This is a genomic window from Streptomyces sp. NPDC048248, from assembly GCF_043201875.1.
Taxonomy (GTDB): Bacteria; Actinomycetota; Actinomycetes; order Streptomycetales; family Streptomycetaceae; genus Streptomyces.
Genome location: NZ_JBICZL010000033.1, coordinates 35,515 through 48,892 on the forward strand (window position 1 = coordinate 35,515; position 13,378 = coordinate 48,892).

Annotated in this window: 11 protein-coding genes and 1 pseudogene; 7 read left to right on the forward strand and 5 right to left on the reverse strand. The window is 71.4% G+C overall.

Annotation, left to right across the window (positions count from 1 at the left end):
* Positions 1-332: 332 nt before the first annotated feature.
* Both ACGFZW_RS37285 and ACGFZW_RS37290 read left to right on the forward strand, forming a co-directional pair.
* Positions 333-1,436 (forward strand): AraC family transcriptional regulator, encoded by a 1,104-nt coding sequence (locus tag ACGFZW_RS37285; protein WP_393897778.1) that lies wholly within the window; start codon positions 333-335, stop codon positions 1,434-1,436.
* A gap of 84 nt (positions 1,437-1,520) precedes the next feature.
* Positions 1,521-2,690: a lipase family protein gene (locus tag ACGFZW_RS37290; RefSeq protein ID WP_393897779.1), complete on the forward strand. Its 1,170-nt coding sequence runs from the start codon at positions 1,521-1,523 to the stop codon at positions 2,688-2,690.
* A gap of 93 nt (positions 2,691-2,783) precedes the next feature.
* Here ACGFZW_RS37290 and ACGFZW_RS37295 read toward each other — a convergent pair whose 3' ends face one another.
* On the reverse strand, positions 2,784-4,046 hold the full coding sequence (locus ACGFZW_RS37295; protein ID WP_393897780.1) for a Dyp-type peroxidase: 1,263 nt from the start codon (positions 4,044-4,046) through the stop codon (positions 2,784-2,786).
* Positions 4,047-4,399: 353 nt separating this feature from the next.
* Between ACGFZW_RS37295 and ACGFZW_RS37300 the strand changes: the two genes are divergently transcribed.
* From ACGFZW_RS37300 to ACGFZW_RS37310, 3 genes are all read left to right on the forward strand, one after another.
* Positions 4,400-4,612 carry an acyl-CoA carboxylase subunit epsilon gene (locus ACGFZW_RS37300; RefSeq protein WP_393897781.1) on the forward strand — a complete coding sequence of 71 codons (213 nt, stop codon included), beginning with the start codon at positions 4,400-4,402 and terminating at the stop codon, positions 4,610-4,612.
* Between the two features lie 236 nt (positions 4,613-4,848).
* Entirely contained in the window at positions 4,849-5,679 is an 831-nt protein-coding gene (locus ACGFZW_RS37305) for a PP2C family protein-serine/threonine phosphatase (protein WP_393897782.1), read from the forward strand.
* Positions 5,680-5,742: 63 nt separating this feature from the next.
* Positions 5,743-6,732: an MASE1 domain-containing protein gene (locus ACGFZW_RS37310; RefSeq protein WP_393897790.1), complete on the forward strand. Its 990-nt coding sequence runs from the start codon at positions 5,743-5,745 to the stop codon at positions 6,730-6,732.
* Positions 6,733-6,778: 46 nt separating this feature from the next.
* On the opposite strand, the gene ACGFZW_RS37315 is transcribed toward ACGFZW_RS37310, so the two are convergent.
* Positions 6,779-7,840: an ATP-dependent DNA ligase gene (locus ACGFZW_RS37315; protein ID WP_393897783.1), complete on the reverse strand. Its 1,062-nt coding sequence runs from the start codon at positions 7,838-7,840 to the stop codon at positions 6,779-6,781.
* A gap of 124 nt (positions 7,841-7,964) precedes the next feature.
* Here ACGFZW_RS37315 and ligD point away from each other — a divergent pair, with 124 nt between their 5' ends.
* The gene (gene ligD, locus ACGFZW_RS37320; RefSeq protein ID WP_393897784.1) at positions 7,965-8,975 is read left to right on the forward strand and encodes a non-homologous end-joining DNA ligase; all 1,011 of its coding nucleotides are present in this window, start codon (positions 7,965-7,967) and stop codon (positions 8,973-8,975) included.
* Between the two features lie 42 nt (positions 8,976-9,017).
* On the opposite strand, the pseudogene ACGFZW_RS37325 reads toward ligD, so the two are convergent.
* From ACGFZW_RS37325 to ACGFZW_RS37335, 3 genes and pseudogenes are all read right to left on the reverse strand, one after another.
* A pseudogene (locus ACGFZW_RS37325) lies at positions 9,018-9,416 on the reverse strand (hypothetical protein); the annotation flags it as partial.
* A gap of 90 nt (positions 9,417-9,506) precedes the next feature.
* Entirely contained in the window at positions 9,507-10,250 is a 744-nt protein-coding gene (locus ACGFZW_RS37330) for a FadR/GntR family transcriptional regulator (RefSeq protein WP_393897785.1), read from the reverse strand.
* A 4-nt stretch (positions 10,251-10,254) separates the two neighbouring features.
* Entirely contained in the window at positions 10,255-11,580 is a 1,326-nt protein-coding gene (locus ACGFZW_RS37335) for an enolase C-terminal domain-like protein (protein ID WP_393897786.1), read from the reverse strand.
* Between the two features lie 378 nt (positions 11,581-11,958).
* Here ACGFZW_RS37335 and ACGFZW_RS37340 point away from each other — a divergent pair, with 378 nt between their 5' ends.
* Positions 11,959-13,287, forward strand: coding sequence for an MFS transporter (locus ACGFZW_RS37340; RefSeq protein ID WP_393897787.1), 1,329 nt, complete (start codon positions 11,959-11,961; stop codon positions 13,285-13,287).
* Positions 13,288-13,378 lie beyond the last annotated feature (91 nt).

Here is a 13,378-nt window from a genome sequence, read left to right on the forward strand (position 1 = left end):
TGATCGCGAATGGGGAGGCGTCATGATCGCGGCCCCTGGTGGTCCGCGGCGTGTGCACGAGAGGAGTGCACACCCTGGTGTGTATTCAGCTTCGTGTCTTCAACCGGACTATGTGATGCAGTGGTTCCGTCGTGAATGCAGCGGAAGCCCGAGGCATTTTCGGAATTCGACGAACCGGGATTCCCGCTCCGCACACCTTTCTCCGCCACACACGGTCTTCCGCTGCCCACCCTCGGTTTCGATGCCGGTCGCCCGACCCTGTACGAGGCCGGGGGCACCGGCCGATCCTGGAGCGCGGGGACGCGTTCATCAGGCATCGAAGGGGGCGGGGCATGAGCCGGTCGACGATCGCGATGCGCCATGTCCGGGCCGCCTTGAGCGGCACGCGGCGGCTCGGTATCGACACTCTGCCGCTGCTGCAGGCCGCGCACATCCCGCCGCTCCTGCTGAGCGACGATCGGGCCCGTGTCACTCCCGAGCAGTTCACCCGCCTGATCAAGGCGCTGCACCACGCCACGGACGACGAATTCCTCGGCCTCGGCCCCGCGCCCAGCCGCCGCGGCACCTTCGCGATGATGTGCCACGCCTGCCTGGGCTGCCCCGACCTCGGTGCGGTCCTCGACCGTGCGGCCCGCTTCTACGGGCTCTTCCCCGGTGGGCCCGACCTGTCGATCGAGACGGTCACGGGCGGGGGCGGCCTGGACGAAGCGGTCTTCTCCGTCCGCAGTGACCTGCGCCCGTACGACGAAGGTCACTTCCTCTCCGAATGCGTGCTGATCATCTGGCACCGCCTCTCCAGCTGGCTGATCGGGCGACGCATCCCGCTGCGCTGGGCGCAGTTCGCCTACCCGGCGCCGGCGCACGCCCGGGAATACGACACGCTCTTCGGCTGCCCGGTGCGCTTCGGCGCCCGGCACACCGCCGCCGGCTGGGACGCGCGTTGGCTGGCAGCCCCCGTCGTCCGCGACGAGGACGCGCTGGCGCGGATGCTGCGCCGGGCGCCGGCGGATCTGCTCAGCCGGCGCGACTACGGCACCACGGTCGCCGATCAGGTGCGCAGGACGCTCGTCCAGGCGCTGCGGGCCGAGCCGGCGGCGCGTCTGCCGGACGTCCCCGCGGTCGCGGCGCGGCTCGCGGTCAGCCCTGCGACGCTTCGGCGCAGGCTGCGAGCCGAGTCGACGTCGTACCAGCAGCTGAAGGACGCGGTACGCAGGGACGTGGCGATCGCCTCGCTCGCCGCCGGGCAGGAGCCGATCGCCGAGCTGGCGGCGCGGATCGGGTTCTCGGAGGACACCGCCTTCCTACGGGCGTTCCGCCGCTGGACGGGGACGACCCCCGGCGCGTACCGCTCGAACGGGCCGCCGGAGGGGCAAAGGCCCTCCGGGCCGTCGTACCCGGTCCGCAGCGGTCCTGAGGCCTTGGGTCAACGAAGCTGAGCGTCCCGGTCAGCGCCTTCCTTACCCGCGAGTCACTACGGTCACCCCAACCACCCCGGCACACACGTCAGTTGGGAGAGCCGCATGAACCGCAGGTCCACCGCGCTCGCCTTCGCCGCCGCCCTGTCCCTGTCCCTGGGCCTCACCGGTGCGAGCGCCGCGCCGGCGCAGCAGGCGGCGAACGGCGCCCCCGGCGACATCGTGACCTCCTCGGCCACGTCCTTCCACCCCCTGCCCGGCCAACCCACCGCCACTCGGGCCTGGCACATCACCTACCGCTCCACCAGCGCCAAGGGTGCCCCCAACACCGTCTCCGGCACGGTCATCGTGCCCAAGGACGGCCGAACGGGCCCGCGTCCGCTCATCACCTACGCCGTGGGGACCGTCGGACTCGCGGACTCCTGCGCCCCCTCGGCAGGCTTCCCCAAGGGCACCACCGTTGAGGCCAACCTCATCCAACAGCTGACGGCCCGCGGCTGGGCCGTCGCGATCACCGACTACGAAGGTCTGGGCACCCCCGGCGAGCACACGTACACCGTGGGCCGCGCCGAGGGCCAAGCCGTCCTGGACGCCGCCCGCGCCGCGCAGCGACTGCCGGAAGCGGGCGCGGCCGGCCTCACCAAGGACTCCCCGGTCGGCATCATGGGTTACTCCCAAGGCGGCCAGGCCACCGGCTGGGCAGCCGAACTGCACGCGTCCTACGCGCCCGAACTGAACGTCAAAGGCACCGCGACCGGCGGCGTCCCCGCCGATCTGCTGAAGGTCGCCGAGGCCAACGACGGCAACATCGGGGCCGGTCTGGTCCTGATGGCCGCCTCGGGCCAGAACGCCGCCTTCCCCGAGCTGAATCTGGAGAAGTACCTCAACGACAAGGGCCGCCACTACGTCGACTTCATGCGGAAGAACTGTGTGGCCATCGACACCGTCGCCGGGCTCTTCAAGAGGATCTCGGATGTGACGGTCGAGAACCCGCTGCACGAGCCGGACTGGCAGCGGCGGCTTCTCGCCTCCCGCCTCGGCACGGAAAGGCCGGACGCGCCCGTGTACCTCTACCACGGGACGGCCGACGAGCTCATTCCGTACGAGGTCGGCGAACGGCTGCGGGCCGACTGGTGCGGCGAGGGCGCCGACGTCCAGTGGGCGTCGATCCCGCTCGGTGAGCATGTCGTCGGCGCGATGGTGGGCTCCACACCGGCCGCCAACTGGCTCGCGGACCGCTTCGCCGGCAAACCGACGCACGGCAACTGCGCCTGAGCCGCGCCCGGACCGCTCAGGAGCCGAGCCTGACCCGCGCCCGACTCGCGCCTGCCGCGCGGGCCGGGCGCGAGTCAGGCGTCGCCGGGTCCGTCAGCCCTTGTGCAGCAGGTCGGAACCGAACCAGTCGTCGCCCGTCCGCACGCCGGGCAGGGCGAAGAAATAGCCGCCACCGACCGGCGTGACGTACTCCGCCAGCGGCTCGTGCTCCAGCCTCTGCTGCACGGCGGCGAACTGCCGCTCCACGTTCTGCTGGTAGCCGCAGAAGACCAGTCCGAGATCCATCCGCCCGTCGGTGTCGAACCCGCCGTCGTAGCTGTAGTTCCGCCGCAGGAAGAGCGAGTCGGCCGTCGCGGGGGTCCGCGGATCGGCCAGCCGGATATGGGAGTTGAGCGGAGTCCTCGCGCCCTTCGGGTCGTCGCGGAAGTCGGGCACCTCCGTCTCGGCGCGACCGCCCAGCGGCGCTCCGCTCGCCTTGTGCCGCCCGAAGATCCTCTCCTGCGCGGTGACCGGCAGCCGGTCCCACGCCTCGATGTGGAACCGGATCAGACGCAGCACCTGATAGGAGCCGCCGACGGCCCAGTCCGGCTCGCCGCACGGTGGCGTCACCCACAGCAGCCGGTCCCTCTCGGCGGCCGAGGAGAAGGCCGGATCGGCGATCCCCTGCTTGAAGCCGAGGAAGTCACGCGGCGTCCCCGAGGCCCCGGACGGGTTGAGGAATCCGTCCGCCCGCCAGCGCAGCCGCATCAGGCCGGAGGTCTCCCGCGCCAGATCGCGCATGACCCGCACGACGGCGTCCCGGTGCTGCGCACAGATCTGCAGGGACAGATCACCGTGGCTGCGCGACGGAACCAGCCGGTCGTCGGGGAAGGCCGGCATCGGCTTGAGGTGCCGGGGACGTTGCGCGGTCAGGCCGAACCGGTCGTCGAAGAGGGACGCGCCCACGCCGAGCGTGATGCTCAGCGAGTCGGGGCCGGGCCGGTCCGCCGCCGGTGCCTCGTCCCCGGGCAGTTCCCCGGACACCAGGACGCGAGCCCGCTCGGTGATCTTCTTGAACAGCCCGGTGAGCTGCACCGGGTTCTCCGCCTGCACGTCGAAGGCAAGGAAGGCGGCGAAGAGCTGCTGCGGAGTCACGATGCCGGCCTGATGGCGTCCGTGGAACGGAATCCTGTCGGACGGTACCGGCGGGCCCGCCCGCAGCCCGGCGGCGGGAACGCCCGCCCCGGCGGCGTGCGCTTCCCCGCCGAGGCCCGCGGCCGCCGCCACACCGGCGATTCCCGCCGCGCACCTGAGGAACTCCCGACGCCCTTCGCCCCGCGCAGGGGTGCGGCCTTCGCCGGTCCGGTCACGTCTCATGGTCCCGCCATCCCTGACTGCGTCATCGGGCACCCAGCCGCCTGTGCACCTCAGCGCGATGGTCTCCACCGCCGGGGGGAAGGGTGGGAGCAACACGGCCTCGTCGTCCGATATCACGCCCGGATGCGCCTCCCGCTACCCCGATCAGCCCCCGGCCCGCGCCGCGACGGTTCACCTTGCGGCACTTGACCGGCGCCCGCACGGATGGCGCAGACGGGCCCGGTCTCCACGCGACAGCCCGCCCACGCGCTCCTATGGTCGGCCTGTGACCTGCCCTAACGCGTTGTGGAAGCGCACCGGGGGCCGGCCGACCCCCTGAGCACGGCATGCCATCGAGCCCCACGGACCCTGACATGAGCCGACCCGCTGAAGCCCCTCCCGACCTTCTGCGCATCGAGAAGGGCCATGCCGAGCCCGAGGAACTCGCCGCGCTCACCGTCGTGCTGTGCGCCCGCCTCGTGCTGTCGCAGTCCGACATCGAGTGGTACCGGCGTGCCGAGGGGACGGCCGGGCGGCAGCGCGCGGCGCACACCGCCTGCTGGTCGGGCTGCTGGACGTGCGGCTGAGCGGCCGGCCCGGCGGTGTCGCGGAGCGCGAGTCATGTGCCAGAAATATGATGAATGCGGCATTGGTGGGCTTCCGAGAGCCCATCGGAGCGGATGTGTCGGTCGCGGCCGGGCTCCTTCGGAGCCGGGCCCGGTCGCTTCCGGTGGCACAGGTTCAGGTCAGGAGGGCGGATTCGGATATGCCGCACGGCGCACCCCCGTAGTGGCCCACGAAGCGATGCACCTGGGAGCGGTCCATGGCTCGGCGTCGTCCCCCGCGGTCGGCGAGTGCCGACGACCTGCTGACCACGCTCGGGCAGCTGACCGCCAGGGCGCGGGAGGGGGCCGAGCTCCAGCAGGCCCGGGTGGAGCTCGCCGAGGCCCTGCAACGCGAGATGCTGCCGGCCGTGCTGCCGGAGTTGCCTGGGCTGCGGACCGCCGCCACCTACGCGCCTGCCCGCAGCGGTCTGGACATCGGCGGCGACTGGTTCGACGGTTTCCCGCTGCCCGACGGGGCGCTCGCCTTCTCCATCGGCGATGTCCAGGGACACGACGTCGAGGCGGCCGCCTTCATGGGACAGATCCGGATCGGGCTGCGCGCGGTGGCAGCGCACGCCGCCGATCCGGGAGAAGTGCTGAGCCGGGCCAACGACCTGCTGTTGTCGGTGGACAGCGGCCTCTTCGCCACCTGCACGTTCGTGCGCTTCGACCCGGTCACCTGGGAGGTGTCGAGCGCCCGGGCCGGGCATGTGCCCGGCGTCTGGGCCACGACCGACGGCCGCTACGGCCTCGCCGAGGACGCCGGGGGACTGCCGCTCGGCATCGTGCCGGGCGAGCAGTACCCGGTGACGCGTCGACGGCTCACCACCGCCGGAGTGTTCGTGCTGCTCACCGACGGCGTGGTCGAGGGCCCGTCGTTCCCGATCGAGGCGGGGCTGGCGCAGGTGAGCCGCCTGGTCAGCGCCCGGGCCGGCGAAGCCCCGGGCGCGGTGGCCGACGCGGTGATGAGCGTCGCGGAGTTCACCGGGCACACCGATGACGCCGCGGTGATCGTCCTGCGCTACGACGCGGCGGACAGGGCGGGGTGAAGCGGGGACCGGGCGCGCGTGTCGCGGCCGGTGGCGGGGCGTCGGCATTGTCTGATGGCTGACGTGGTGCGCACCGAGGAAGTCCGGCGTCTCGCTCCAGCAGTCCTGAAGATCCTCGCACTCGCCGCCGTCTACTTCGCGTCCGCACGGGTCGGCCTGCTGGAGCAGGTGGTGATCGACGGGGTGGTGGTGACCCCCCTGTGGCCGCCCACCGGCATCGCGCTGAGCTGCCTGCTCTACCTGGGACTCGCGACCTGGCCGGGTATCGCGCTCGGCACGCTCTTCGTCATCCTGAGTCTGGGCCCGCTCTCCTACGCGACCCTGGGGATCATCGCCGGCAACACCCTCGCGCCGGTGTGCGCCTGCCTGATGCTCAGGGCGGTGGACTTCCACCTCGCGCTGGACCGGCTGCGGGACGGCATCGCGCTGGTGACCCTGGGCGCCTTCGGCGGCATGCTGATCAGCGCGACCCTGGGCAGCGGTGTGCAATGGCTGGCGGGATCGCTGCCGTCGAGCGGCTTCTGGCCGACGTGGGCGGCGTGGTGGGTCGGCGACGCCATGGGCGTGCTCGTGATCACCCCGCTCCTGCTCGTCTTCCGTACCGTCAGAAGGCCCCGTGACCTGCGCCCCTACCGGTGGATCGAGGCGACCCTGCTGGCGGTCTGCTCCGCGGCCGTCGCGGTCCTGGCGACGCAGAGCCCGCTGGCGGTGCTCTTCCTGGTCTTTCCGCTGATCGTGTGGGCCGCCCTGCGATTCCAGCTCGCGGGCGCGGCACCGTGCGTGCTGCTGGTGTCGGTGCTGGCCATCTCGGCGGCCAAGAGCCGCAGCGGGCCCTTCTCCGGTCAGAGCCTGCTGGAGGCCATGGTCAATCTCCAGGCTCTCAACGGTTCCGCGGCACTCACCGCGCTGCTGCTCTCGGCGATCGTCACCGAGCAGAACAGCGTCCGGCGGAAGATCGAGCAGGCGTGCAAGGACCTTGCGGAGGTGGTGGAACGGCTCGCGCCCGGAGAGACCATGCGACGGTGGCCGCCCCCGGAAGGCGACGAACGATGACGTACGGACGGCCGCTCGGCGGTTGCGTACGAGCGCCCCGGTTTCGTCAGCTGTCGAGCAGTTCCCCGAGGTCGTAGTTGACCGGCTCCTCCAGCTGCGCGTAGGTGCAGCTCTCCGGGGTCCGGTCCGGGCGCCAGGTGCGGAACTGGGCCGTGTGGCGGAACCGGTCGCCCTCCATGTGGTCGTAGGCGACCTCGCAGACCCGCTCCGGGCGCAGCGGCACCCAGGACAGGTCCTTGCCGCCGCTCCACCGGCTGGGGCCGCCGGGCATCCGCTTCGACGCGTGTGCCGCCTCGTCGGTCCAGTCGCCCCAGGGGTGGCCCGTCACCTCGTCCATCCGCAGCGGCTCCAGCTCAGCGACCAGCGCGCGCCGTTTCGCCATCGGGAACGACGCGCACACCCCGACGTGCTGCAACCGCCCTTCCTTGTCGTGCAGCCCCAGCAGCAGGGAGCCGACGACGGGGCCGCTCTTGTGGAGGCGGTAGCCGGCGACGACGCAATCGGCGGTACGAGCGTGCTTGATCTTGTACATGGCCCGGTCGCCGGGCCGGTAGGGCAGGTGCAGTGGTTTGGCGATCACTCCGTCCAGACCGGCCCCTTCGAACTGGTCGAACCAGGTCCGCGCCAGCTCCTGATCCGTGGTGGCGGGCGCGGTGTACACCGGCGGCCCGGCCGACGCGAGCGCCGCCACGAGCGCTTCCCTGCGGTCCGACTGCGCCTCGTGCAGCAGCGACTCCGAACCGAGGGCGAGCAGGTCGAAGGCCACGAGCGAGGCGGGCGTCCGCTCGGCGAGCGTACGGACCCGGGAGTCGGCCGGGTGGATGCGTTCCAGCAGCTCCTCGAAGTGCAGCCGGCCGTCATGGGCGATGACGATCTCACCGTCGACGACGCAGCGGGGCGGCAGCTCGGCCCGCGCCGCGGTCACCACCTCGGGGAAGTAGCGGGTGAGCGACTTCGTCGTGCGGCTGGCGATCTCGATGTCGTCGCCGTCCCGGAAGACGATGACGCGGAAGCCGTCCCACTTGGCCTCGTACTGCATGCCGGCGGGGATGTCGGCCACCAGCTTCGCGAGCATGGGGGAGACCGGGGGCATGACAGGCAGATCCATGGTTCCGATCCTGCGCGGAGTGCCGCGTTCCCGCGCGCTGGGCCGCCGCACCGGCGACCGCGCCCGGCCGGGCGCCATTCGCTCCCGGCGCGCGGCCCCGGCCCGCGCAATTTAGCGTTGAGGCATGGCCGCAGGAGCTGTCGAGCTGGATGTCGCCGGACGCAAGGTACGCCTGTCGCACCCCGACAAGACGTACTACCCGGAGCGTGGCTTCACCAAGATGGACGTCGCGCAGTACTACATCGCCGTCGCGGACGGGGTGCTGCGCGGGGTGCGCGACCGGCCCACGACCATGCAGCGCTTCCCCGATGGCGTCGAGGGCGAGTTCTTCTACCAGAAGCGGGCGCCGAAGGGGCTGCCGGAGTGGCTGCCCACTGCGCGTATCGCGTTTCCCAGCGGACGGTTCGCCGACGAGATGTGCCCCACGGAGCCCGCCGCGGTGCTCTGGGCGGCCAACCTGGGCTGTCTGACGTTCCACCCCTGGCCGGTGCGCCGCGGCGACACCGAGCACCCCGACGAGCTGCGGATCGACCTCGACCCGCAGCCCGGCACCGGCTTCGCCGACGCCGCACGGGCCGCCCACGAACTGCGTGCGCTGCTGACCGAGCTCGGGCTGCGCGGCTGGCCCAAGACATCCGGCGGCCGTGGTGTGCACGTCTACGTACCGATCCGGCCCGAATGGACGTTCACCGAGGTCAGGCGGTCGGCGATCGCGCTCGCCCGCGCCCTGGAGCGCCGGCTGCCGGACCTGGTGACGTCGGCCTGGTGGAAGGAGGAGCGCGGCGAGAAGGTGTTCGTGGACTACAACCAGATGGCCAGGGACCGCACCATCGCCTCGCCCTACTCCCTGCGCTCCAGGCCGCGGGCGACCGTCTCCGCCCCGCTGCGCTGGGAGGAGCTGTCCGACGTCGAGCCGGAGGACTTCGACCTGCGTACCGTCCCGCCGCGGTTCGCCGAACTCGGCGATCTGCACGCGGAGATGAGCGACCACGCCTTCGGTTTGGAAGCGGTCCTGGAACTCGCCGACCGGCAGGCGGCGGACGACGGACTCGGGGAGATGCCGTATCCCCCCGATCACCCGAAGATGCCGGGGGAGCCGTCCCGGGTACAGCCGAGCCGGGCCAAGAAGAAATGAGCGCTCCCCGCTCCCGGCCCGCGCCCCTGGGGCGTGTCCGCCCTAGCCGAAGAGGTTCAGTTCGCTCTCCTTCGCGCCCACCAGCTCATAGCGCGTGCCGGTGAGTGGCCGTCCCGTGTACAGCCGGATGAGGCTCGGCGCATCGCCGACGTAGTGGGCCGGTGACCGGCTGCCGCCGACGGCCCCGAGCACCAGCGGGTCATCGCGGCCGGCGATGTCGGCCCGCAACGGCAGGGCGGCACGCTGCCGGGAGACGTGGGCCAGGATCCCCAGTGCGTGCTCCAGCCCGGCGCCTCCGTACGCTCCGGGCTCCCCGAACGCGTCGCGTACGTCCCCGGCGTGGACCCACTCACCCAGCGCCACCCCGTCGAGGCGCCCGCCGGACCGGGCGATGACGGGGCCCGCCTCGGTCATACCGCGCTCCAGCTCGTCGACCGTACGGGTCGGGCCGGGCCGAATGCAGTTGTCCTGATGACGCGTGGGGGAAGACGCTCCAGGAAGTCGGCCGCCCCGGTCCTGCGCGGCGCGTGACTAGCGATCCGGCAGGTTCTCCTCGTGCTCGCGCACCGCGTCCAGCCGTTCGCGCACCCAGCTCTCCACATCGCTGACGTGGCGGGTCGCCGCGGTGAAGGCGCCCAGGCTGTCGTGCGCGCTCAGCGCGGTGTAGATGTCCATGTGCTGCTGGTGGGTCCAGGACAGCACGTCGCTCTTGACCAGGGCACGCCAGATACGAGCCCTGGCCGTCAGCTGACTGACCGAGGACACCAGGGACTGCAGGGTGAGGTTGCCGGTCGCCGCCACGATGTCGGCATGGAACGCCAGGTCCTCACGGACCAGCTCCTCGGGGTCCTGGAGTGTGCGCATCCGCTCGATCCGCTCCCGCAGGCCGGCCAGCGCCCGGTCGTCGATCCGGGTGGCGGCCAGCGCGGTCGCACCCGGCTCCAGCACCTTGCGGCACTCGAACATCTCGCCGATGCCGGTGTCCTGGGCGAGTTCGAGGAAGCTGCCGATGGCGTTGAGCAGGCGGTCCGGCCGCAGGTCGGTGACGAAGGTGCCGTCGCCGCGGCGCACTTCGAGCACTCCGGCCATGGCGAGCGCGCGTACCGCCTCGCGGAGCGAGGGGCGGGAGAGCTGAAGCTCCGCGGCGAGAGTCGCCTCCGGAGGCAGCCGGTGGCCGGGGGCGAATTCGCCGGTCTCGATACGGTGCTTGAGCAGCCCGATCGCCTCGTCGACGACGCTCCCCACCCCACCACCCCCCTCTTTCTGCGATGCCATGGCCTCAGGATGTCATCCCGGCCCATACCGGCCCGTCGGGGTAGCGGTGGTCGCGAAGGGTCTCGCGGCGGATCCGCGCGCTGTATCCGGGGGCCTCGGGCACCAGGTAGCGCGAGCCGCGGATGCGTACCGGGTCATGGAAGTGCTCGTGCAGATGGTCGACGTACTCGATGACGCGGTTCTCCATGCTCGCGCTCACCGCGATGTAGTCGAAGATCGACAGGTGCTGGACCAGCTCGCACAGGCCCACCCCGCCGGCGTGCGGGCAGACCGGCACCCCGTGCGCGGCGGCCAGCAGCAGTGCGGCGACCGCCTCGTTGACGCCACCCAGCCGGCAGGCGTCGATCTGGCAGATGCCGATCGCCTCCGCCTGCAGGAACTGCTTGAACATCACGGCGTTGTGGGCGTGCTCGCCGGTCGCCACATGGGTGGGAGCGATGCTCCGGGCGATCGCCGCGTGCCCCAGGATGTCGTCGGGGCTGGTGGGCTCCTCGAACCACCAGATGTCGAACTCGGCCAGTGCGTCCATCCACGCGATCGCCTCGTCGACACCCAGCGTCTGGTTGGCGTCGATCATCAGCCGCCTGCCAGGACCGATGATCTTGCGGGCGATGCGGCATCGGCGTACGTCGTCGGCCAGATCGGCGCCGACCTTCAGCTTGACGGCGTCCCAGCCCTGCTCGACCGCCTCCTGGCAGAGCCGGGTCAGTTGGGCGTCGTCGTAGCCCAGCCAGCCGGCACTCGTGGTGTACGCGGGGTAGCCCTGCCGGCGGACCAGGGCCTCGCGTTCGGCGCGGCCCGGGGCCCTGGCCTCCAGCATCTCCAGCGCGGCATCCGGGGTCAGCGCGTCCTTGAGGTAGCGCCAGTCGACCAGGTCGACCAGCTGCCGTGGCGAGAGATCGGCGAGCAGTTTCCACACCGGTTTGCCCGCGAGCTTGCCCGCAAGGTCCCAGGCGGCATTGACCACCGCGGCGGTGCCGAGGTGGATCGCGCCCTTGTCCGGGCCCAGCCAGCGCAGTTGGCTGTCGCCCAGCAGATGCCGGGAGAAGCCGCCCAGGTCACCGACGATCTCCGCGACGGACATTCCGACGGCACGCTCGCCTATGGCGCGGGCAGCCTGTACCGCGAGGTCGTTGCCCCGGCCGATGGTGAAGGTGAAGCCGTGCCCCTCGGCGACCTCGGCCGTGCGCTTGTCGCCGCCGGCGACATGCAGCACCACGTACGCGGCGGAGTAGTCCGGCGCCTCGTTCATCGCGTCGGAACCGTCGAGGTCGCGCGAGGTGGGGAAGCGGACGTCGATGGTCTCGACGTCGACGATACGAGCGGTCATCTGCACTCTCCTGTGACAGCGAACGGATGTCCTGCGCAGGGCGAACGAGGAGCGGCCTCCGCGTCGGAGTGCGCCCCGGGAAAGCCAACATGTCAGATGTCTTGGTCGGTCGCCAGGGGACACATCAAAGAAAAAGGCCGTTCACCGGCCCCTTGTTAGGGATCGAGAGGGGCGGCTACGTTGCACCGGTCAGATGTCTCGGGGGTTGCCGTCAGGTCTCCCGTCCCGGCGTCACGGCCACCCTTCGGCCGGAACAGCTCGGTGAAAGCCTTCTCCGACCCGTTCCCGCCCGGCCGGACGTCACGCGAGCCGCCGACGCCCCCACCGTCCCCCGTCACCCGACCGCCCACCCGTCAGCCTGTCCCGCAGGGAGGTTCGATGACCACGGCCGTCATCACCGCGGAGAGCGTGCGCCGGAAAGTGTCCCGGCGTCTGCTCCCGCCGCTGTTCGTCATGTTCGTGCTGAGTTTCCTGGACCGCACCAATGTCGCCCTGGTCAAAACCCATCTCGCCACGGACGTAGGGGTCTCCGCGGCCGCCTACGGCTTCGGCGCCGGCATCTTCTTCCTCGGCTACGCGCTGCTCGGCGTTCCGTCCAACCTCGTACTCCACCGCATCGGGGCCCGTCGCTGGCTGTCGGTGATGATGCTTGCCTGGGGCGTGCTGTCCTGCGCGATGGCCCTGGTCAGCAGCCCGACCAGCTTCTACGTCCTGCGCTTTCTGCTCGGCTCGGCCGAGGCCGGCTTCTTCCCCGGGGTGATCCTCTACCTCACCTACTGGTTCCCAGGGGCCGACCGAGGCAAGGCGACCGGAGTGTTCCAGTCGGCGGTGGCCGTCGCCAGCCTCATCGGCAACCCCGTCGGCGGCTATCTCATCGGCCTGCACGGCCTTGGCGGACTCGCCGGCTGGCAGTGGATGTTCCTCCTGGAGGGCCTGCCCACCGTACTGCTCGCGGTGGCCATCCCGTGGCTGCTGACCGACCGTCCGGAACAGGCGAAGTGGCTGACGCCCGAGGAGCGACGGCTGTTGTCCGACCGTATCGCCGCAGACCGGCCGGGGGACGACGCCAGACCACCCCGTGCGATCCGCCAGATCCTCTCCGACAGTCGTGTACTGCGCCTGATGTTCGTGTACTTCGCCATCCAGATCGGCGTCTACGGCGTCACCTTCTGGCTGCCCGCGCTGGTCGGGCGCATCGACGGCCTCGGCGACCTCGGCATCGGCTTCGTGTCGGCGCTGCCCTGGGTTTTCGCGCTGCTCGGCGTGCTCCTGCTGCCGTGGATCTCGGACCGTACGGGCGACCGGCGCGGACCGCTCCGGCTGGCGATGGTGCTCACCGTCGCCGGGCTGATCGGCGCCGTGGTCCTGCCGCCGGTCGCCGCGATCGGCGCGCTCGGCGTCGCCGCCTTCGGATTCCTGGGCGCCCAGCCGGTGTTCTGGCAGGTGCCGCCCACGATACTCACCGGTGCCCGGATGGCCGGCACCATCGCGCTGATCTCCGGATTCGGCAACCTCGGCGGCTTCCTCGGGCCGTATCTGATGGGCCTGGTCGAGACCGCCACCGGGTCGGGCGCCGCCGGCCTGTACGTCATCGGCGCGGTGGTCGCCGCCGGCGCGGTGGTCGTCACCGGCTTCCGCTGGGTGGGCCGTGACGCGGGACGACCCGCCCCGCGAGCAGGCCGGCCCACGGCCGACGTCGTCGACTAGGTGTATTGACCTGGAGCGTTGTTAACTCGGCTGACGGGTGGCTGGCCGCCGAGTGCGGTGTGGCTTCGGTGGTGGTTGTAGGTGTGGAGGA